Genomic DNA, 20918 nt, shown 5'->3' with positions numbered 1-20918 from the left:
TAGAGTGCCCGGCAGCGCTTTCGTTTGAACGCGTTCAAGGGACGAACGAGGGGGGGAACCTCGATGCCCGTGGCAAGGGGAGTGAAGTTCGGGATCGTCGGCACGGTCCTGGCGGTCATGGTGGGCGTCGCCGGATACGGCGCCTACAACATCTACGACAGCCTCGACGGCGGTTCCGGCGGGGGCGGCAGCGGCACGACCGCGTCGACCGCCGACGTGAACAAGCCGGTCGAGGCCGACGACATCACGGACACCGCGAAGGCGTTCCTGGCCGCCTGGTCGTCCGGCGACATCGGCAAGGCGGCCTTGCAGACCGACTCGGTGCAGACCGCCACGAGCGCGATGACGTCGCTGCGCACCGACGGCGCCGTCAGCAAGGTCGTCGCCACGCCGCTGCCGATCAGCGGCACCACCGTGCCCTTCAGCGTGCAGGCGACGATCAGCTACCAGGGCCTGCCGCCCAAGGAGTGGGACTACACCTCGTCGCTGACCGTCGACCGCAACCTCAGCGGGCAGCCGGTCGTGAAGTGGCTGCCCGGCGTGCTGGAACCGGACCTGAAGAACGGCCAGAAGATCGTCACCGGCCAGGCCACGTCACCGCAGCTGGACCTGGTGGACCGGCACGGCACCGTCATGACGGCGGACAAGTACCCGGGCCTGACCGACGTCTTCGCCGACCTGCGCAAGCGCTACCCCGGCGCCGGCGGCACGCCCGGCATCGAGACCTACGTCGCGGACGCCGCCGACGACACCGTCAAGACCCTGATGGTGCTCAAGCCCGGCAAGAACGCCCAGCTCAAGACCACCCTGGACGCCAAGATCCAGGCGGCGGCGGAGAAGGCGGTACGCAGCGCCGGCGCCGACGCCGGCGTCACCGCGGTCGACACCGACAACGGCGACATCCTGGCGATGGCCAGCTCCGGAACGGGCGAGAACTACGCACTGTCGCTGAAGGCACCGGGCTCCACCTTCAAGATCGTCACCGCCGCGGCGCTGATGATGCTCCCGCCCTCCAAGGACTACCCGAACGGCATCCGCCCCTCGTCCGTCTCCCAGTGCGTCAGCGGTTACGCGGCCGTCGGCGGCCGGCCGTACAAGAACGTCACGCCCGACAACACCAAGGCGACCCTCGCCTGGGACTTCGCCAAGTCCTGCAACACCGGCTTCATCCGGCTGTCGCAGTACATGGACCAGCCCGACGCGGTGGCGAAGGTCGCCCGCAAGTACTTCGGCCTCGACGGCTCCGACAACCCCTGGTACGTCGGCACCGGCACCCCCGACGGCAGCGTCCCCGGCGGCACGGGCGACGAGTTCACCTCGGAGATGATCGGCCAGGGGCAGGTGCTGATGAACACCCTGAACATGGCCTCGGTCGCCGCGACCGCCCGCTCCGGCCGGTTCCACCAGCCGTCGATCCTCGACGACACCCACCTGATCGACAACCGCACCACGATCCCGACGACCCCGCTGCCCTCGGCGGTGCACCTGAACCTGATGGCGATGATGCACCAGACCGTCACCAACGGCACCGCCACCGGCGTGCTGACCGGGGTGGCAAGCCCGTACGGCGCCAAAACCGGCTCGGCGGAGGAGAACGAGGGCCAGCCCAACGGCTGGTTCACCGCCTACGCCGACCATGTCGCCGCCGCCGGCATGGTCGTCAGCGGCGGCCACGGCAACGCCTCGGCCGGCCCGATCGTCGACCAGGTGCTGCGCGCGGCCTCCTGACGGTACGGGGCCCGGGCCCCGCGTACGTACGCACACCGCGCCCCCGCCCGCACACCGCGGACGGGGGCGCCGTACGACCGGGTCCTGGGCCCGGACGGCTGCTCAGCCCAGCCGGACCGGCAGGCTGCGGTGGCCGTGCGAGATGAACGACTCCACCGGCGCCAGCTCCTCCTGCGGCACCGCGAGCGCCAGCTCAGGGAAGCGGGCGAACAGCGCCGGCAGCGCGATCTCCGCCTCCAGCCGGGCCAGCGGCGCGCCCAGGCAGAAGTGCACCCCGTGCCCGAAGGCCAGGTGCTCCTTGGTGGGCCGCAGCACATCGAACTGGTCGGCCGTCGGCCCGTGGTAGCCGGGGTCGCGGCCCGCGGCGGCGTACGCGGCGAGGATCGCCTCGCCCTTCTTGATCCGCACCTCGCCCGCCTCGATGTCGTCCACCGCGTAGCGCAGCGGAAGGCTCGCGACGGGCGCCTCGGCGCGCAGCGTCTCCTCGATGACGTCGTTCCAGGTCGCCCGGCCCTCCCGGACCAGTCCCAGCTGGTCGGGGTGGGTCAGCAGGGCGTGGACAGCGTTGTCGAGCAGGTTGACGGTGGTCTCGTGGCCCGCGCTGATCATCAGCAGCAGCGTGTCGACGAGCTCGCCCTCGGTCAGCCGCGAGCCGTCCTCCTCCCGCGCGGAGATCAGCACGCTGGTCATGTCGTCGCCGGGCCGCTCCCGCTTGAGCGCCACCAGCTCCGACAGCACCCGGTGCATGTCGGTGAAGGTCGCGACCGCGTCCTCGGCGCTGATGGCGGTGTTGAAGATGTTGTCGACCAGCCGCCGCAGCTCCTTGGCCGTCGCCTCGTCCTGCACGCCGAACAGCTGCGAGATGACCTGGATCGGTATCGGGTAGCAGTACGCCTCGCGCAGGTCCACCGGCTCACCGGCCGGCAGCGCCGCCAGGCCGTCCAGCAGGTCGGTGACCAGCTGCTCGATCCACGGCCGCATCGCCTCGACGCGGCGGGCGGTGAAGGCCGTCGACACCAGCTTGCGCAGCCGCCGGTGGTCGCCGCCGTACGCGGTGAACATGTTGGTGACCGCGACCCAGGTGAACAGCGGCCACTCCGGGGTGATCTCGCCATTGGCCCACGCCGACCAGTGCTGCCGCGGGTCCTTGGACACCCGCGGGGAGGTCAGCAGCTCCTTCAGCAGCGTCTGGTCGCTTACCGCCCACGCCTGGACCTGGCCAGGAAGCTCCACCAGTGTCGCGGGGCCGCGCTCGCGGATGCGGGCTGCCTCGCCGTGGATGTCGTGTCCTGCGGGGTCGATGACGAGGGGGCCGTCTTCGGGTTCCATGCGGTGGCTCCAGTGGTCTCGTCCGCGGCGGGCGGGCCTTGGACGGTGATCGGCGGGAAACGTACGGGCAGCGAGACCAGGGCCCGGTGGAACGGTCCCTGACGCCACGCCAGCTGATCTACCCCGGTGGTGAGTTCGATATCCGGGAGCCTGTCGAGCAGCTTTTCCACGGCGACCGACGCGATGAGCCGCGCCGGGCTCTTGGCCGGGCAGGTGTGCGGGCCGGCGCTCCACGACAGGTGGGCGCGGTTGCCGCCGCGGCGCTCGCCGCTGAGCACGGGGTCGGTGTTGGCGGCGGTGAAGCCCACCAGGACCGGCTGCCCCGCGGGCACCGCGACACCCTCGACCTCGTCGTCCTGCAACGCGTAGTGCACGGCGTAGTTGGCCAGCGGCGGGTCCGACCACAGCACCTCGTCCAGCGCGTCGTCGACCGGCATGCTGCCGCCGGCCAGGTCGCCGGCGAAGCGGTCGTCGGACAGCAGCAGGAGCAGCGCGTTGCAGATCAGGTTCTGCTCCGGCTCGGTGCCCGCGCCCATCAGCAGGATGAGCTGGTGCATCATCTCCTCGTCGGCGAGCTGCGCCGGGTGCGCCATCATCCACGAGGTGACGTCCGCGCCGGGCTCGCGCCGCTTGAGCGCGACGAGTTCGGCGACGCCCTCGGTGAGCATCTGGTTGGCCTTCTCGGCGTCCGCGTCGGCGTCGAAGATGCCGGACATGCCGACGACGAGCTTCTCGCCGATGTCCTCCGGGCAGCCGAACATCCGGTTGAACACCAGCAGCGGCAGCAGCGCCCCGTACTCGCCGAGCAGGTCGGCGCCGCCGCGCGGGCCGATCCGGTCGATGAGGATGTCGGCGCTCTCCTCGACGTAGCCGCGCAGCGCGACCGGGTCGACCTGGCCGAGGCTGTCGGTGATGACCCCGCGGTAGCGGGCGTGCGCCTCGCCGTCGGACCACAGCGCGTTGGGCCGGTACATCATCATCGGCACCACCGGGCTGTCGGCCGGCACCGTGCCGTCGGCCAGCGCCCGCCAGTTGCGTGGGTCCTTGGAGAAGCGCTCGGGGCTGCGCAGCACCTCCAGCGCGCTGCGGTAGCCCAGCGCCAGCCAGGCGTCCACGCCGGGGGCGATCTCCACCGGGGCGACGCTGCCCTGGGTGCGCAGGTACGCGAAGGTCGCCTTGGGGTCGGCGGCGTAGTCGGGGCCGTAGAGCCGGACCCGGCCGGTACCTTCGGAGGCGTGGACGTGGGCGGGGCAGCCGGGGGGCGGGACGGCGGCCGGCCCGTGACCGGAGGCGTCGGGCGCGGGCGCGCCGGGGGCGCCGGAGGCGTCGGGGGCGGGGGTCATGGGGGTTCAGGACTCCTGGGAGGGTGCGGCGGAGGCGTCGTCGGGTATGGGGCGGGTCTGCAGGTACTCCACGAGGGCGATGAGCGCCTTGGTGGACGAGGCGGCGTCCCGCGCGTCGCAGGTGACCAGCGGCGTCTCGGGCAGCAGGTCGAGGGCCTCGCGCACCTCCTCCTCGGGGAAGAGCGGGGCGCCGTCGAACTGGTTGACGGCGACGGCGTACGGCATCCCGTACTCCTCCAGCAGGCCCATGACGTCGAAGGACTGGTCGAGCCGCCGGGTGTCGGCGAGGATCACCGCGCCGAGGGCGCCCTGGAGCATGTCGGTCCACAGCTGCGCGAACCGCTTCTGGCCGGGCGCGCCGAACAGGTACAGCACGAGCGACTCGCTGAGGGTGAGCCGGCCGAAGTCCATGGCGACGGTGGTGGTGGTCTTGTCGGGCACCCCCGCCAGGTCGTCGACGTGCGCGCCGGCCTGCGACAGCGGCTCCTCGGTGCGCAGCGGGGTGATCTCCGACAGCGTCCCGACGAAGGTGGTCTTGCCGACCGCGAAGTGCCCGACGACCAGGATCTTGGCCGCCGTCCGCACCGTGTCGGCCACGTAACTGGGGGCGCCCGTGGGGTACGAGGGCGCGGGGTACGAGGGCGCGGGGGCGTGGTCAGAGGCGGGCGCGGAGCCCATCGAGCACCTCCTGGAGAAGCTGGACGTCGGGGAGTTGGGCCTTGGGGACGGCGGCCCTGGCGAAGATGTGGCCGCTGTCGATGAGGTCGCTGATCAGCACCTTGACGACGCTGATCGGAAGGCCGAGGTGCCCCGCCACCTCGGCGACCGACAGGGCACCTCCCCTGCACAGCTCCATCACGCCGCGTTTCTCCGGCGACAGGCCGGTCAGCGGGCGGCTGGTCACGGCGTTCACCAGCGTGACGATGTCCAGGGTGTTGCGCGTCGGGTGGGCGCGCCCGTCGGTGACGACATACGCCCGGACGAGCCCCTGCTCCCGCCTGCGCGCCGGGGTCATGACCGTACGGTGGTGCCGCCAGGCAGCGTGGCGCCGGCGTCCCGCCGCGGCGGGCTGGTCAGCTCCTTGCCGAGCCGGTCGACCAGCTTCTGCATGCGGTACGTCACCATCTCCATGTCCACCTGGCTCGTCGCGGACACCGCGAGGTACGCGCCGGCGCCCGCGGCGACCAGGAAGACGTAGCCGCCGGCGAACTCCACCAGGGTCTGCTGCCACGGCGAGGCGTGGTCGCCGGTGAACTCCGCGGTGCTGCGGCTGATGGACTGCAGCCCCGACAGCGCGGCGGCCTGGCGTTCCGCCTCGTCGCGCGCGACGCCCTGGGAGTGGGCGCGCAGCATCCCGTCGGCGGACAGCAGGATCGCGTGCCGTGCCTCGGGGACCTTCAGGACCTCGTCGAGCATCCAGCCAAGCTCGTTGGCCATATGGTCGTTCATTGCTGAGCCGTCCCTTCGACGTCGGCGGATTCCGCGCGCCCGGAGCGCGTACCACGGGCGAATGCACCCATACGGGATGCGGTCTCTTGCGCGGTGCGGACCGGACCTGTGTCCTCGCCGACCGCCGGGCCGGAAGCGCTTGCGTACCGTGCCGCGAGCTGTTCCTCGCTGATCTCCCGGCGGCGCCGCTTGGGCAGGCCGCCGGCGGTTATCCCGGTGATGGGGGTCTCGGGCACCTCGTAGCCGTCGTCGCGCTCGTGCGCCGGCAGGTCGGCGTCGGCGGGGGCGGTGGGGGTGGCGGGGGTGGCGACCGGGGTGAGGGGGCGCAGCGGCGCGGGCACGGGGGCGGGTTCGGGCGCCGGTGCGTGCAGCGGGACGGGGCCGGCGGCGGGCGCTGCGGCGGGGGGCGTCGCTGCGGGCGCGGGGGCCGCGGGGGCTGCCGGGGCCGCGGCCTGGGCCGGCTGCGGGTCCGGGGCCGCGGTGGGGCGGGCCGCGCCGGGGGTGCGTACCGGCATCGGGGTGGCGCCGCCCTGCTGCCGGGCCTGCGCCACGGCCCGGTCGTGCGCGGCGGCGCGGGCCACCACCGGCACCGCGCCCTGGCCCGCGGCGACCAGCAGCGCCTTGGGCAGGAAGATCACCGCGCGGACACCGCCGTACGGCGACTGGGTGTCCACCGAGACGGTGAAGCCGTAGCGCGCGGCGAGCACGCCGACCGCGGCGAAGCCGAACTGCGGCGGGTCGCCGAGGGCGTTGATGTCCAGGTGCTGGCCGCGGGTGAGCCGCTCGACCGCGGTGGAGATCTCCAGCTCGTCCATGCCGACGCCCGCGTCGTCGATCACGATCGTCGTCCCGTTGTGCGCGGGCCGGATCGTCACCTCGACGCTGGTGTTGGGCTGCGAGTGCCGAGTGGCGTTGTCCAGCAGCTCGGCGACGGTGAGCACGACCGGCTCCACGGCCCGGCTGATGACGTCCACCTCGGGGCCGGGGTAGATCTCGACCCGCTGGTAGTCGCGGATGCGGGACTTCGCGCCGCGCAGCACGTCGATGAGCGGCGAGGCGGCGCGCTGCCGGCCCGGCCACGACCCGCACAGCACGGCGACGGCCTGGGCGCGCCGGGCGAACTGCGAGTTGGCGTGGTCGATCTCCATCAGGTCCTGCAGCACATGCGCACTGTGGTGGCGGTTCTGCATCTCGGTGATCGCCAGCTGCTGCTCGTTGGCGAGCGCCTGCACGGACTTCATGGCGGCCATCAGGGTGGACTTCGCCGCGTGGTCGGCCCGGACCCGGGCCTTCTCCGAGGCCCCGACGAAGCGGTGCACGACCTGGTCGAGCCGGTCGGCGTAAGCGCTTCCGGCCAGCCGCTGGTCGCGCAGCCCCTGCGGCGGACGCCGCCCGGCCATCTCCACGGCCGGCAGCCGGACGTCGACCAGGTGCCCGAGCTCCGCCTCCCTGGCCCGTACGTCCTCCACGGCCTGCGCGAGGCGCCGCCGCAGCGCCGCGGACACGACGGCCTGCCGTATCCACAGGGCGAGCAGGGCGACCGCGACGACGGCGACAGGCCAGAACACCGTTCCCGATATGTGAGTACTCATCAGATCCTTGTGCACTGGGGGGTCGATCGGACCGGAGCAGCCCACCGGTTTTGTCGAGGGGCACACGGGGGCGCACGCGCCGGCGGGCACGCGGTGGTCGGCGGTGATGACATCCGATGCCCGCATCCGCCGGTGGCGGCGGATTGCCCGATCATCCTAATCACTGGGCGTGGGGTTCAAGTGCCAACTGGTGAGGGAGTTGTGACAAATCCTCAGGTTGCACGGGGAAACCCTGAGGGGGCGTCATCTGATGACATGGTGTGTCGTGCACACGTACGAAAGTCGTACGGTCGGGGGAAGGTCGGAGGTACGGCCGGGGCGGCGGCGAGCGGGGGCCGCGGGGCCGGCCGGGCGGCTGCCGGGCGGGGGCGGGGCGCGGCAATGGGCGCAGTCGGGTGGGGCCGGGTGCTGGCGGCTGGCGGCTGGCGGCTGGCGGCTGGCGGCTGGCGGCTGGCGGCTGGCGGGAACGGTGCGGCGCGGTGGTCCCGCCACCCCCCTCCAGGGGCGGGACGCACCGGCCGCGGCACGGCGGACCCGAGGCAGCGCGTGACCTGCCCCTTCGTCGCCCACACAGTAGGGGCGGGGTCTGACAACGCCGCCGGGCCGGGCCGGGCCGGCCAGGTCCGGCTCGCGGGGCGCTTCAGTAGGCTGGACGGCATGGGCAGGGCCGACGCAGGACGCATGAGCATCGCCACCGCGCTGGTGCGCGCCTCGTTCCTCGTCAACGCCGTCTACGCCGAGACCGCCCGGGAGTACGGCATCACCGCGCAGCAGGGCCAGCTCATGTGCGTGCTGATGCCGCGGCCGTACGGCATGGCCGACCTCGGGGCGATGCTGGGGCTGGCCAAGTCGAGCCTGACCGGGCTGGTCGACCGCACCGCGCAGCGCGGCCTGGTGCGGCGCGAGCCGGACCCGGAGGACGGGCGGGCGGTGCGGGTCGCGCTCACCGAGCAGGGCACGGAGCTGGTCGACGCCTTCTACGCCGAGACGTGCCGGCGCGTGGAGCTGCTGCCCTCGGGGCTGGCGCCGGGCGATCGGGACGCGATGGCGCTGCTGCTCAGCCGGGTCGTGACGGACAACGACGTGCCGGTGGTCTTCATGGACGCCGACGAGGCGCCGCCGCGCACCGCCCGCCGCTGACGCCCGGCGGGGCTTCGGCCCGTACGGGCCGCGGCCTGTGCGGGGGCTCGGCCCCTGCGGGGTGCGGCTTCTGCGGGCGGGCGGCGCGCGGCACGCGTCATCGCTCCGGTCAGGCGGAGGTGCCGAACAGCTCGGTGAAGCGGCCGACGAACAGGTCCGCGCCCTTGTACTGCGCGACCGCCGAGGCCGGCAGCAGCGTCGGGGGCGTGCCGGGCTCCTCCGCCGGGACCTGCCCGACCCCGCCGTTCGGCCCGAGCGGCAGCAGCACTGACGGCACCGGCGAGGGCGTGTAGACCGCGGTGGGCCGCTCACCGCGCACCTGGGCGGCGATGTTCTCGGCGACGACCGCCGCGTGTTTCATCGCATAACCCGCCATTTTCGCCTCGGCCAGGTCGGTGAGGTCGCCGAGCGCGTACATACGGTCGTATCCGCGGACCTGGAGCGTCTCCCCCACCCGCACCTGGCCCTGCGCGGTCACCGCCCCCGGGCGCAGGCTCCCGGCGAGGGAACCGCCGTTGACCCGCACGCCGTGGCAGCGGAACCAGATGTCGCCGCCGACCTCCTCCCCCGTGGCGGTGAGCGCGGTGAACGCCCCGGCCGTCGCCGCCGGCACCGCCGGCTCGGCGGCGAGCGCGGTGCCGAGCCGCAGCTCCACGCCGAGGCCGGCCAGCTGCCGGTGCAGCTCGGCGCGCAGCTCGGGCGTGAACGACGGCATGATCTCGGCGGCCGGGTCCAGTACGGTGATCCGCTTGTCCGGCCATACGGCCGCGATCTCGCCGGCCAGCTCCAGCCCGACCGGCCCAGCCCCGGTGATCAGCACCCGGACGGCCGCCGACAGCTCCTTGTGCGCCCGGCGCAGCTGCTCCAGCGCCTCGGCGGCGACATCACTGTCGGCCTTCGCCGGGAACGGATAATCCGACCCGGTGGCCAGTACGACATACTCCGCCGCGACCCGCCCGCCACCCGCAAGGGTGACCCCGCCGGCATCCACACCCACCGCCCGGTCGCGTACCACCCGTCCGCGCGCCATCAGCTTGTCGTACGGGAAGAAGATGTTCCCGGCCCACTCCGGTCGTACCAACGCCCGCAGCGACCCGGCCGCGTGCACGAACGCGTCCTTCGGCTCCACCAGGACGACATCCACCCCGTCCCGCACGTCCAGCGCCTTTGCCACGGCGGCGCCACCGTATCCGCCGCCGACGACCACGACCGTGCTGCTCATGATTCCACCCCATGATGCGATGTGACATTGTCATTCGTACTACGAACGAGATTAGTTCGCACTACGAACGGCGACAATATGCAGGGGCGATTATCTCCGGTCCTACCGTGTGAAGAACCGCACCCCAGAAGCGGGAATAAGCAGAAGGGTGCAGCGGAACCGCTGACCGCCCGTCAGCACCCGCCGTTCATCGGTACATCAGCACGCTTACGGCCGCGGCGCCGGGTCACCCGACTGCCCGGCCGCCCGGCCGCCCGCTCAGCCTTGCGCGGCGGAGCCGGGCACGGCGTCCATCGCCGCGGAGAATCCCGGGTTGCTGATGAGGATCCCGCCGTCCACCGGGAGCGTCACCCCGGTGATCCAGGCCGCGTCGGCCGAGGCGAGGAAGGTCACCGCGCCGGCGATGTCGGCGGGTTCGCCGACCCTGCCCAGCGGGTAGAGGGCCGCCGCCGTCTCCAGCGCCGCCTCCCGCCCGTCCCAGGCGGGCGTGCGGATCGTGCCCGGCGCCACCAGGTTGACCCGCACCCCGCTCGGCGCGGCCTGCACCGCGAGCGTGCGGGTCAGCGACATCAGGCCGGCCTTGGCGGCGCTGTAGGAGTGGTTGCCGAAGGACGCGATGCCGTTGACGGAGCCGATGTTGACCACCGCCCCGCGCCGCCCGGGCGCGGCGGCCAGGTGCGGCAGCGCGGCCCGTGTGCAGCGCATGGCGCCGACCAGGGTGACGTCGAGGTCGAGCCGCCACTCCTCGTCGTCCTCAGCGGCGAACCGCCCCTTGTCCTCCGCGCACCGGTAGGCGTTGTTGACGAGCACGTCCAGCGTCCCGAAGGCGTCGACCGCCCGCGCCACCGCCGCGTCCACCGACGCGGTGTCGGCCACGTCGCAGGCGCACGCCTCGGCGCTCCCGCCGCCGGCGCGGATCGAGGCCGCGGTCGCCTCGGCGCCGGCCGCGTCCCGGTCGGCGATGAGTACGGCGGCGCCTTCGGCGGCGAACCGCCGCGCGATCGCCTCCCCGATGCCCCGCGCGCCGCCCGTGACGATCACACCGTACGACCCGAAGCGTCCTCGCATCGGGTCAGCGTATGCACTCCCGAAGCGCCCTGACCAGAGCCTGTGCGCGGGGGTCGGCGGTGACGTTGCGCTGCATGCCGTTGGTGACGTAGCCAAAGCCGACGCCCATCTCCGGGTCGGCGAAGGCGAGGCTGCCGCCGCGCCCCGGGTGGCCGAAGGAGCCGGGGCCGAGCATCGGGGCGGACGAACCGTGCAGCATATAGCCGAGCCCGAACAGTGTGCCGACCACCAGCACCCGGTCCGGCCCGTCCGACTCCGGCGTCCTGGCCGCCGTCACCGTCGCCGGCGCGAACAGCCGCGGGCCGTCCGCCACCTCGCCGATGAGCGCGGCGTAGAAGCGGGCCAGCGACCGGGCGGTGGCGATGCCGCCGGAGGCCGCCAGCTCCCCGGCGCGATATGCCGGGTCGTTCTCGTCCGGCAGCGGCGTGATGGCGGCGAAGGCCCGCCGGGTGAGCGAGCCGGCGTCCGCGTACGCCTCGTGCACGGCCTGCTTGGGCCGGCTGCGCAAGGCCCCCGACACCGCCGGCGCCGGCACCTCCACGTCACCGATCCGGCCGACCCGGCCCGCCTCGCCGTCCGGCAGCCCGATCCACAGGTCCAGGCCCAGCGGCCGGGCGATCTCCTCGGCGGTGAACCGCCCGATCGTCCGCCCCGAGGCGCGCAGCACCAGCTCGCCGGTGAGCCAGCTGAAGGTCTGCGCGTGGTAGCCGTGCGCCTGCCCGGGCGGGAAGAGCGGCTGCTGCGCCGCCACCGCGCGCGGCCCCGACACCCCGTCGAGGGCCTGCCCGGGGGTGAGCGGCTCGTCCAGCGCGGGCACCCCTGCCCGGTGCGCGAGCACGTCCCGTACCGTCACCCGCTCCTTGCCGCGGGCCTTGAACTGCGGCCAGTAGGCGCCGACGGGCGCGTCCAGGTCCAGCTGGCCGCGCTGGTGGAGCAGCAGCAGGCAGGCCGCGGCCACGCCCTTGGTCGCCGACCGCACCGTCTGCGCGGTCTCCTCGCGCCACGGGCCGCCGCCGTCCGGGGCCGCCGTACCGCCCCACAGGTCGACGACCTTGCGGCCGTGCCGGTAGACCGCGACCGCCGCACCGCGGTCCCCGCGGCGGGCGAAGTTGCCCGCGAAGGCGGCGCGGACCGGCTCGTAACCGGGCTCCGCCACCCCGTGCACCTCGGTGCCGCCCATCCCCGACCGCCTCCTGACCGACCAGGCCGCCGGCCCGTGCGCGGCTCGCCTTCCTCCATGGTGCACGAGGGGTCCGACAACACGGCGGCGGGCCCGTCCCGGGACCGCGACCCCGGGTCTGACGACCCGGGTGCGGCCCCGTTACGGGCCCGGTGGGGGGATCCGCTATCGGTTGCTGGTGCTTACGAGAGCGGCGGGTATGCGTTGGCGATCAGCTGGTGGAACTGGGCCGAGAACCAGTGGCCCGCCAGCGGGGAGTTCGGCAGTGCGCCCGTCGCGTTGTTGCCGTTGCGTGCGTTGCCGCCGTAGGTCGGGTCGCACATCTGGTCAAAGCCCTTGCCCTCATCGTTGCTGATGGCCTGGCTCGCGCCGTCGGACTCACCCGGCGGCTTGATCCACACGTAGGCGTCGATGTTGGCCGAGGGAGCGGCCGTCGGCCGCGCTCCGATGCCCGCACCGGACTGGTTGCACCAGTTGCCGGCGTGGATACGGCGGTCGATACGGCCACCGTCGACGTAGGTGTCCACGCTGGTGGTGGCACCCGGGCCGGTCGGCCGGGAGCTGCCGCCCCAGCCGTTGCGGCCGGTGTCGATCAGCATGCCGATGCTCGACGGGAAGCCGTCGGAGATCAGCTGGTTGCGCAGGCCGAGCGCGAACGACTGCTCGTCCACGTAGTTGTTCCAGTCGACCCACTTCGACTGCCGCACGCTGGTGCCGTTGACGTTGTCCGTGACCTTGAAGTTGGGCTCCACGGTGGCGCTGTAGTTCGCCGTGTTGGTGATGAAGCCCTGGACGTCCGCCAGGCTGGCGCCGTTGCTCGTGGCGACCTTGTAGAACTCCTGCGCGGCGGGGGCGAGGTTGCTGTCCCAGCCGAGCCAGGCGTGGTGGCCGGCGTCGATGTAGTTGTACGTGTTGCCGAGGGCACCCAGCTTCGACAGGGCGTAGCTGACGCCCTTCTCGTAGTTGCCGTTGGCCTTCATGGTCGCGCAGGCGTCCGTCGAGCCGTCGGTGCCGCCGGCGTTGGTGACCAGGTTCGGCAGCGAGTCGGGCTCGATGATGTTGACGATCCGCAGCTTGGAGTAGGCGGAGTTGCCCTCCAGCGCCGCGATCGGGTCGATGTAGTCGGTCTGGTAGCGGCCGATCTCCGTCGGGCCGAGCTCACCGTTGGAGGCGAGCGCGGCGCAGTCACGACCCGGCAGGTCGTAGATCACGAGCTCGATCGTCAGCGGCTGCCCCGCGGCCTGCTGCACCGCGGCGTCCAGGTGCGCCTTCAGGCCCATCCCGCCGTTGACGCCGTTGATGGCGGCGATCCGGTCCAGCCACACGGCGGTGGAGGAGTTGGCGATCGCCTGGCCGCCGTCGGCCGCGGCCTCCGCGGACCACTCGGAGTTGACGTAGCCCTTGGCACCGACGTACGGGTTGTCCACCTTCTGGCCGGGCGGCGGGGAGGTGGGCGGCGTGGTCGGAGGCGTCGTCGGCGGGGTCGTCGGCGGCGTGGTGGGCGGAGTCGTCGGCGGGGTGGTGGGAGGCGTGGTGCCGCCCGTCGAACCGCCGGACGTGCCGCCGCCGCCACAGGCCACGCCGTTCAGCGTGAACGACGTCGGCGAGGTGTTGGTGCCGCTGTAGCTTCCGTTGAAGCCGAAGCTCGTCGTGCCGCCGGTGGCGATCGCCCCGTTGTACGACAGGCTCGCCGCGGAGACGGAGGCACCCGTCTGGGTGATGGTGGCGTTCCAGCCCTGGGTGACCTTCTGGTTGCCGGCGAAGGTCCAGCCCAGGTTCCAGCTGGTCAGCGCGGGGCCGGTGTTGGTGATGGTCACGTTCGCGGTGAACCCGCTGTCCCACTGGTTCACGCTGTAGTTGACCGAGCAGCCGGCCGTGGCCGCCGAGGCGGACGGGGAACTGAGCGCGGCGGCGACTCCGCCGGACGCCACGACCATCAGACCTGCGGCCAACGCCGCGGTTCTGCGTCGTACTATCGGGACTGCCATGTGCGAACAACCTCCATAGGGGGGATGGGCCTTGTCGAAACGGCTTCGAAAGGCCATGGGAGGTGGTGCGGTGGTTCCTGTATCGGTTACACGCTCTTAACGTGGGAGCGCTCCCATAGTGCGGAGCCCTTCTGCTCCTGTCAATGCTTGAAGCACGACAAGGCCCAGCCCCTCCCCACGAGTTGCCCCCCACCCCCACCCTCCCCCCAGGTCAAACCCCTCCCCGCGCAACAACGGCAGCCACCCCACAGACGCCCGCCCCAACCCGGACGAACGAACGGCCGCCAACCGACGTACGGGAGACCCCGCCCACCCAACCCTCCTTGAACGGACAGCAGTTGACCCCCCGGCGGTCAGACGCCGACGGACGTACGGGCGGGGGTGATCCGGGGGGTGCCCCCGCAGGACTGCGCACGACAGGGCGGCACCGGATGCGCGAAAAGGTCAATGTGCGCAGTCCGAGGAGGTACCCCCCGGAGCGCCCCCGACCACCCCACCCACCGACAGAAGGCGCACCCCCGGGGCGCAGGCGCGGACGCCACCAGAAGCACCGGCGCCCCACTTGGCCCGCGCCGCGCGAGCGTCAGGCCTACGCGGTGGCCGCCGCAGCCGCCCGCCCCGCCTGACGCCCGGAAAATATGCACCCGCCCAAGAACGTCCCCTCCAGCGACCGATACCCATGCACCCCTCCCCCACCGAACCCCGCCGCCTCCCCAGCCGCGTAAAGCCCCTCCAGTGGCCCCCCACGCCCCCCAACCCCCCCGGCCGCCCCGACCCCCGCCGGCACGAGCACACGCCCCTCCAGATCCGTCTCCAGCCCCCCGAGCGACTTCCTGGTCAAAATGTTCAGCCGCACAGCAATGAGCGGCCCCGCCTTCGGATCCAGCAACCGATGCGGCGCCGCCGTCCGCACCAGCTTGTCGCCGATATAGTTGCGCGCCCCCCGAATCGCCGTGACCTGCAAATCCTTCGTGTACGTGTTCGCGATCTCCCGGTCCCGCGCCTCGATCTCCCGCCGCAGCGCCGCCTCCTCGACCAGGCCCTCCCCGGTGAGCGCGTTCATCCCCCGCACAAGAGCCCCCAGCTCGCGCTCCACCACGAAATCCGCACCGTTCCGCTTGAACGCCTCGACCGGCCCCGGAGCCCCCGGCAGCGCCCGCTTCAGCACCTGCCGCACACTGCGCCCGGTCAGGTCCGGATTCTGCTCGGAGCCCGACAGCGCGAACTCCTTCTCGATGATCTTCTGGGTGAGCACGAACCACGTGTATTCGTACCCGGTGCGCATAATGTGCTCCAGCGTCCCGAGCGTGTCGAACCCGGGGAAATAGGGCACGGGAAGCCGCCGGCCCGTCGCGTCGAGCCACAGCGACGACGGCCCCGGCAGGATGCGGATGCCGTGCCGGGCCCAGATCGGGTTCCAGTTCTCGATGCCCTCGGTGTAGTGCCACATGCGGTCGCCGTTGATGCGCGAGGCGCCCGCCGATTCCGTGACGCCCAGCATCAGGCCGTCCACATGCGCCGGAACGCCCGACAGCAGCTTCTTCGGGGGCGTACCGAGCCGGGCCGGCCACGCCGCGCGCACCAGGTCGTGGTTGCCGCCGATACCGCCGCTGGTGACGACCACCGCCTGCGCCCGCAGCGCGAACTCCCCGGCGACCTCGCGCGAGCTCGCCGTGCCGCGCTCGGCGTCGCTGGGCACGAGCACCTCGCCGGTCACGCCGTCCACCGCGCCGCCGGTCGTGGTCAGGCCCGTCACCCGGTGCCGGAACCGCAGCTCCACCCGCCCGCGGGCCACCGCCTCCCGCACCCGCCGCTCGAACGGCGCGACGACGCCCGGACCCGTGCCCCACGTGATGTGGAAGCGCGGCACCGAATTGCCCGGGCCGGTCGCCAGGAAACCGCCGCGCTCGGCCCACCCGACGACGGGGAAGATGCGCAGCCCCTGCGCGTGCAGCCACGCCCGCTTCTCGCCGGCGGCGAACGCGACGTACTCCTGCGCCCATTTGCGCGGCCAGTAGTCCTCGGGGCGGTCGAACCCGGCCGTGCCCAGCCAGTCCTGCAGCGCGAGGTCCGCGCTGTCCTTGATGCGCATCCGGCGCTGCTCGGGGGAGTCCACGAGGAAGAGCCCGCCGAACGACCAGAACGCCTGCCCGCCCAGCGACGCCTCCGGCTCCTGGTCGACCAGGATCACCTTCCGCCCGGCGTCGGCCAGCTCGGCGGTGGCGACCAGCCCCGCGAGACCCGCGCCCACCACTACGACGTCCGCGTCCAGCGCCATCCGCCCGCCTCCTGCTCCACGTGCCGCACCCACCGACCTACTCGGTGGTAATGCACGGTACGCGAGCCACCCCCACCGGGTCAGCGCCCGGGCGCAACCCCGGCGTTCATCCGATGTCCCGCCGATAGGCCCGCCGACCGTCCGCTGATCGCACCAACGGCGCCGGCCGCGCGACCGGCCGCCCCAGGCCGACAATCCGCCCGTACGACAGTGTGCTCACCCGCCCGACCGCCATCTCACCTCGCCGTCCTGCCACTCCCGCGTGGCCACCAGGCCGACCGCGGCGGCCACCGCGGCGGACGCGCCATGGTCGGGGTGCACATGCGCGACCACCGTCGACACCCCGGCCGCGCGCAGCCATCCGACCATCCCGCGAGCCGCCTCGGTCGCGATCCCCCGCCCCTGCCACGCCGCACCGACCACCCACGCGACCTCCGCCCGCGCCCCGGTGACCGTCGCCTGCACCGTCCCGGCCAGCCGGTCCTCCGCGTCCAGCCGCACGACCCAGTTGCACCACGCCACGTCCGCCTGCCCCGACCCCGCGGCCAGCCGCACGTACCGCGCCCGCAACTCCTCGACGCCCAGCGGTGCGCCACCGATGTACCGGTGCAGCGCCGGATCGCCCAGCACGACGGCCATTTCCTCCGCATAGTGCGGCGCCAACGGCAGCAGCGTCAGCCGCCGCGTGACGATGACCTCCGCCTCCACGCCCACCTCCCGTCACTCCATCCGACCATCCGACCGTCGGACAGGCCGACCACCCGACCACCCGACCACGGATCATCCGACGACCGGACCGTACGCCCCCGGGGTCGTACGACCGGCGGTCACCCGGCGCGGTGACGCACCGCGGGGGCGCACTCCCGGGAAAAGTTGCTGGCCGCCTGGCAGCCCCGAACCATAGATGAGGTGAGCGACGGCGCGTACCTACGGTTTCCGCATCTGCACGGCGACATGCTCTGCTTCGCCGCGGAGGACGACATCTGGGTCGCCCCGCTGGGCCCGGCCGGCGGTCCGCCTGGCCGGGCGTGGCGGGTGACCGCCGACCGCACCCGCGTCGGCCCGCCCCGCTTCTCACCCGACGGGTCGACAATCGCCTTCACCACATGGCGCAGCCTCGACCCCGAGGTGTACGTGGTGCCGTCCGACGGCGGCACCGCCCGCCGCCTGACCTATTGGGGCAGCTCCGACACCCGGGTGTGCTCCTGGACGCCCGACGGCCACGTCCTGGCGGTGTCGTCCCACGGCCAGGCGTTCTCGTACTTCACCTGGGCGTACAGCGTCCCCGTCGCGGGCGGCCCCGGCGGCCCGCTGCCCTGGGGGCCGGTCTCCGACATCGCGGTGCGCGACGAGCCCGCCGACGACGGCGACGGCACCGAGCGCCGCACCCTGCTGCTGACCGGCACGCCACCGCACGAGCCGCACGCCTGGAAGCGCTACCGCGGCGGCGCCACCGGCCGGCTGTGGCTGCACGGCGAGCGCCTGGTGGAGGACATCGACGGCCACCTCGCCTCGCCCATGTTCGTCGCGGGCCGCGTCGCCTTCCTGTCCGACCACGAGGGCGTCGGCAACCTGTACTCGTGCCTGCCCGACGGCACCGACCTGCGCCGCCACACCGACCACGCCGACTTCTACGCCCGCAACGCCGCCACGGACGGCGAACGCGTCGTCTACCACTGCGCGGGCGAGTTGTGGCTCGTGGAGGACCTGTCCCCGGGCGCGCAGCCGCGCCGCCTGGACGTCCGCCTCGGCGGTGCCCGCAGCGGTCGCCGCCCGTACCAGGTGCCCGCCGCCACCAACCTCGACGGCATCGCCGTCGACACCGCCGGCCGCGCCAGCGCGGTGTGCGTCCGCGGCGGCCTGTACTGGCTCACCCACCGCGACGGCCCGGCCCGCACCGTCTCCGACTCCCCCGGCGCCCGCGTCCGGCTCCCGGAGATGCTCGGCGACACCGGCCTGGTCGGCTACGTCACCGACGCCGAGGGCGAGGACGGCATCGAACTCGCCCCTCTGCCGGGCCGCGCCTCCCGCGCCCTCAGCCGCGGCCCGGAGTCGGCGGCGGAGGCCCTCGCCGCGCTGGACGCCGCCCCGGAGCCGGCCGACGCCGCACCGGACACGGTGCCGGTGGGCGCCGTACGGTCACGGCCGGCGGACGGCGATGATCCGACGAATGCGGGCGATCATCGTATTCCGGCGGGCGATGATCACACTCCGCCGGGCGATGGTCGTACCGTCAGAACCGGCTCCACCCGCATGGCCTACGTCGGCGACGTCCTCGTCCCCGGCATCGATGGCGCCGCCTCGGCGGGACCGCCGCCCGGCGACGCCCCGGACACGGTCACCCGCCTGGCCGTCGGCCGCCTCGGCCGCGTCCTGGCCCTGGTGTCGTCTCCGGACGGCGGCACCCTGGCGGTCGCCTCCCACGACGGCCGGCTGCTGCTGGTGACCACCGGCGCCGCCGACCCGGCCGCCGGCGAGAGCGCGCCCCCGTACGACGACGCCGGCACCGGCGCCGACCCGGCTCCCCCGCAGCCGCCCGGCACGGTCACCGAGCTCATCCGCTCCACCAACGGCCCCGTCCGCGACCTCGCCTTCTCCCCCGACTCCGCGTGGCTCACCTGGTCGCACCCCGGCATCGGCCGCTCACTGCGCTCCATCAAGATCGCCCGGCTGTCCGACCACACGATCATCGACGTCACCAACGGCCGCTTCGAGGACGAGCAGCCGGTCTTCACCCGTGACGGCCGCTACCTGGCGTTCCTGTCCTGGCGCGGCTTCGACCCGGTGTACGACGTCCACACCGGCGACCTGTCGTTCCCGCTCGGCTGCCGCCCGTACCTCGTCCCGCTCAACTCGGCGACGCCGTCGCCCTTTGCGCTGCCCATCGACGGCGGCCCGATCGGCAGCGCCACCGCCAGCGGCCTGGACCCCGGCGAGAGCGGCGGCGACAGCGACGGCCCCGTCGTCGTCGAGGCCGAGGGCCTGCCCAGCCGAGTGACGCCGTTCCCCGTACCGGCGTCGAAGTACTCCTCGCTCGAACCGGTACAAGGCGGCGTGGTCTGGCTGCGCTGGCCCATCTCCGGCGCCCTGGGCGAGACGTTCGTCAACCCCACCGACCCCTCCGCCCGCCCCACCCTGGAGTTCTTCAACCTCGGCAAGTCCAAGAAGACCGAGCTGGTCCGCCACATGGACTGGTATGCCGTCAGCGGCGACGGCCGGCGGCTGGCGGTCTACGACGAGGGTGAACTCTCCGTCCTGCCGTCCAACGAGCGCGGCGACGACGAGACCACTGTCTACGTCGACCTGCGGCGCATCCTGCACGAGGTCGACCCGGGTGCCGAATGGCGGCAGTCCTATGCCGAGGCGGGCCGGCTGATCCGCGACTACTTCTGGGCGCCCGACATGTGCGGCGTGGACTGGACCGCCGTCCTCGACCAGTACCGGCCGCTCGTGGACCGCGTCGCCACGCCCGACGAGTTCGCCGACCTGCTGCGCGAAGTGCTGGGCGAACTGGGCACGTCCCACGCCTATGTCGCAGCCGCCCGCCGCAACGAGGGCCCGCCGCACTACCAGCGCCCCATCGGCCTGCTCGGTGCCGACTTCCAGCACAACAAGGACGGCACATGGACGGTCGTCCGCATCCTGCCGGGCGAGTCGTCGGACTCCAAGGCCCGCTCCCCGCTGGCCGGCACCGGCATCCGCGAGGGCGCGGTCCTCACCCACGTCGACGGCCGTCCCGTCGATCCCGAGGCGGGGCCGTTCCCGCTGCTGGCGGGCGCCGGCGGCACCACCGTGGAGCTGACCTTCCGGCCGCCCGGCGGGGGCCCGCCGCGCCGCGTCGCCGTCGTCCCGCTCATCGACGACCGGCCGTTGCGCTACCAGCACTGGGTCGCGCGGCGCCGCAAGGTCGTCCGCCGCCTCAGCGGCGGCCGGTGCGGCTATCTGCACATCCCGGATCTCGGCGGCTCCGGCTGGGCGCAGTTCAACCGCGACCTGCGCAGCGAGGTCGCCTACGACGCCCTGCTGGTGGACGTCCGCGGCAACGCCGGCGGCAACATCAGCGAACTGGTCATCGAGAAACTGACCCGCACCGTCCTGGGCTGGGACCTCACCCGCAACGCCCAGCCCGTCTCGTACACCGGCAACGCCCCGCGCGGCCCGATCGTCGCCATCGCCGACGAGGCGACGTCCTCCGACGGCGACATGATCACCGCCGCGTTCAAGCTCCTCGGCATCGGGCCGGTGGTGGGCCTGCGCACCTGGGGCGGCGTCGTCGGCATGACCGGCCGCCACCGGCTCGGCGACGGCACCGTGATCACCGTGCCGATGAACGCCGCGTGGTTCGACGCGTACGGCTGGTCGGTCGAGAACCAGGGCGTCGCCCCCGACATCGAGTGCCTGCGCACCCCGCTGGACTGGGCCGAGGGCCGCCACGGCCAGCTCGACGTCGCCGTGCGCACCGCGCTGGCGCTGCTGTCCCAGCACCCCGCGGCCTGCCCTCCCGACCTCTCCGAGCGCCCCGACCGCTCCCGCCCCCCGCTCCCCCCGCGCAGCCCCGCCATGAGCCCCTGAGGGCCCGCTGAGGGCCGTTGCCGCCCCCT

Annotated in this window: 15 protein-coding genes; 3 read left to right on the top strand and 12 right to left on the bottom strand. The window is 73.2% G+C overall.

Translation table 11 applies throughout. The annotated features are described in order from the left end of the window. Nucleotides 1-69: 69 nt before the first annotated feature. Nucleotides 70-1728, top strand: a complete 1659-nt coding sequence (locus tag HCN08_RS36690; protein ID WP_167985066.1) for a penicillin-binding transpeptidase domain-containing protein — start codon at nt 70-72, stop codon at nt 1726-1728. Between the two features lie 102 nt (nt 1729-1830). Here the strand turns inward: HCN08_RS36690 and HCN08_RS22785 are convergent, their stop codons facing one another. Genes HCN08_RS22785 through HCN08_RS22760 form a run of 6 tightly spaced genes read right to left on the bottom strand, consistent with a single transcriptional unit; the run spans nt 1831 to nt 7441 of the window. Further along, complete coding sequence (locus HCN08_RS22785) at nt 1831-2883, bottom strand: cytochrome P450 family protein (RefSeq protein ID WP_322974630.1); 1053 nt, start codon at nt 2881-2883, stop codon at nt 1831-1833. 41 nt (nt 2884-2924) lie between these two features. Then, nucleotides 2925-4400: a cytochrome P450 gene (locus tag HCN08_RS22780; RefSeq protein ID WP_240970351.1), complete on the bottom strand. Its 1476-nt coding sequence runs from the start codon at nt 4398-4400 to the stop codon at nt 2925-2927. Nucleotides 4401-4406: 6 nt separating this feature from the next. Next, a complete protein-coding gene (locus HCN08_RS22775) occupies nt 4407-5078 on the bottom strand; it encodes a GTP-binding protein (protein WP_167985064.1) in 672 nt (223 codons plus the stop codon). After that, the gene (locus HCN08_RS22770; protein ID WP_167985063.1) at nt 5056-5415 is read right to left on the bottom strand and encodes a DUF742 domain-containing protein; all 360 of its coding nucleotides are present in this window, start codon (nt 5413-5415) and stop codon (nt 5056-5058) included. Before HCN08_RS22770 ends, HCN08_RS22775 begins: the two co-directional genes overlap by 23 nt. Continuing rightward, a complete protein-coding gene (locus tag HCN08_RS22765) occupies nt 5412-5849 on the bottom strand; it encodes a roadblock/LC7 domain-containing protein (protein WP_167985062.1) in 438 nt (145 codons plus the stop codon). Before HCN08_RS22765 ends, HCN08_RS22770 begins: the two co-directional genes overlap by 4 nt. Further along, nucleotides 5846-7441: an ATP-binding protein gene (locus HCN08_RS22760; RefSeq protein WP_167985061.1), complete on the bottom strand. Its 1596-nt coding sequence runs from the start codon at nt 7439-7441 to the stop codon at nt 5846-5848. The genes HCN08_RS22765 and HCN08_RS22760 overlap by 4 nt, the downstream gene beginning before the upstream one ends. 681 nt (nt 7442-8122) lie before the next feature. On the opposite strand from HCN08_RS22760, the gene HCN08_RS22755 reads away from it, so the two are divergent. Next, nucleotides 8123-8581 (top strand): MarR family winged helix-turn-helix transcriptional regulator, encoded by a 459-nt coding sequence (locus tag HCN08_RS22755; protein ID WP_167985168.1) that lies wholly within the window; start codon nt 8123-8125, stop codon nt 8579-8581. A gap of 109 nt (nt 8582-8690) precedes the next feature. On the opposite strand, the gene HCN08_RS22750 is transcribed toward HCN08_RS22755, so the two are convergent. The 6 genes from HCN08_RS22750 to HCN08_RS22725 all read right to left on the bottom strand — a co-directional run bounded on the left by HCN08_RS22750 (nt 8691) and on the right by HCN08_RS22725 (nt 17031). Further along, a complete protein-coding gene (locus HCN08_RS22750) occupies nt 8691-9803 on the bottom strand; it encodes an NAD(P)/FAD-dependent oxidoreductase (protein WP_167985060.1) in 1113 nt (370 codons plus the stop codon). 258 nt (nt 9804-10061) lie between these two features. After that, on the bottom strand, nt 10062-10871 hold the full coding sequence (locus tag HCN08_RS22745; protein WP_167985059.1) for an SDR family NAD(P)-dependent oxidoreductase: 810 nt from the start codon (nt 10869-10871) through the stop codon (nt 10062-10064). A 4-nt stretch (nt 10872-10875) separates the two neighbouring features. Then, on the bottom strand, nt 10876-12051 hold the full coding sequence (locus HCN08_RS22740; protein WP_167985058.1) for a serine hydrolase domain-containing protein: 1176 nt from the start codon (nt 12049-12051) through the stop codon (nt 10876-10878). Between the two features lie 182 nt (nt 12052-12233). Further along, a complete protein-coding gene (locus tag HCN08_RS22735; RefSeq protein ID WP_206319117.1) occupies nt 12234-14039 on the bottom strand; it encodes a glycoside hydrolase family 6 protein in 1806 nt (601 codons plus the stop codon). Between the two features lie 589 nt (nt 14040-14628). Further along, nucleotides 14629-16317, bottom strand: coding sequence for an FAD-binding dehydrogenase (locus tag HCN08_RS22730; RefSeq protein ID WP_167985057.1), 1689 nt, complete (start codon nt 16315-16317; stop codon nt 14629-14631). Nucleotides 16318-16533: 216 nt separating this feature from the next. Continuing rightward, a complete protein-coding gene (locus tag HCN08_RS22725) occupies nt 16534-17031 on the bottom strand; it encodes a GNAT family N-acetyltransferase (RefSeq protein WP_322974621.1) in 498 nt (165 codons plus the stop codon). Nucleotides 17032-17271: 240 nt separating this feature from the next. Here HCN08_RS22725 and HCN08_RS22720 point away from each other — a divergent pair, with 240 nt between their 5' ends. Continuing rightward, nucleotides 17272-20889, top strand: a complete 3618-nt coding sequence (locus tag HCN08_RS22720; RefSeq protein WP_206319127.1) for a S41 family peptidase — start codon at nt 17272-17274, stop codon at nt 20887-20889. Nucleotides 20890-20918 lie beyond the last annotated feature (29 nt).

The organism is Actinacidiphila epipremni (assembly GCF_012034175.1).
Classification (GTDB): Bacteria; Actinomycetota; Actinomycetes; order Streptomycetales; family Streptomycetaceae; genus Actinacidiphila; species Actinacidiphila epipremni.
This window is presented reverse-complemented; position numbering and strand designations above follow the sequence as displayed.

Coding starts and splice junctions, on each gene's coding strand:
- HCN08_RS22770 (WP_167985063.1), bottom strand. CDS start 5,415: ATGACCCCGGCGCGCAGGCGGGAGCAGGGGCTCGTCCGGGCGTATGTC.
- HCN08_RS22745 (WP_167985059.1), bottom strand. CDS start 10,871: ATGCGAGGACGCTTCGGGTCGTACGGTGTGATCGTCACGGGCGGCGCG.
- HCN08_RS22765 (WP_167985062.1), bottom strand. CDS start 5,849: ATGAACGACCATATGGCCAACGAGCTTGGCTGGATGCTCGACGAGGTC.
- HCN08_RS22750 (WP_167985060.1), bottom strand. CDS start 9,803: ATGAGCAGCACGGTCGTGGTCGTCGGCGGCGGATACGGTGGCGCCGCC.
- HCN08_RS22775 (WP_167985064.1), bottom strand. CDS start 5,078: ATGGGCTCCGCGCCCGCCTCTGACCACGCCCCCGCGCCCTCGTACCCC.
- HCN08_RS22755 (WP_167985168.1), top strand. CDS start 8,123: ATGAGCATCGCCACCGCGCTGGTGCGCGCCTCGTTCCTCGTCAACGCC.
- HCN08_RS22735 (WP_206319117.1), bottom strand. CDS start 14,039: ATGGCAGTCCCGATAGTACGACGCAGAACCGCGGCGTTGGCCGCAGGT.
- HCN08_RS22740 (WP_167985058.1), bottom strand. CDS start 12,051: ATGGGCGGCACCGAGGTGCACGGGGTGGCGGAGCCCGGTTACGAGCCG.
- HCN08_RS22760 (WP_167985061.1), bottom strand. CDS start 7,441: ATGAGTACTCACATATCGGGAACGGTGTTCTGGCCTGTCGCCGTCGTC.
- HCN08_RS22730 (WP_167985057.1), bottom strand. CDS start 16,317: ATGGCGCTGGACGCGGACGTCGTAGTGGTGGGCGCGGGTCTCGCGGGG.
- HCN08_RS22780 (WP_240970351.1), bottom strand. CDS start 4,400: ATGACCCCCGCCCCCGACGCCTCCGGCGCCCCCGGCGCGCCCGCGCCC.
- HCN08_RS22720 (WP_206319127.1), top strand. CDS start 17,272: ATGCTCTGCTTCGCCGCGGAGGACGACATCTGGGTCGCCCCGCTGGGC.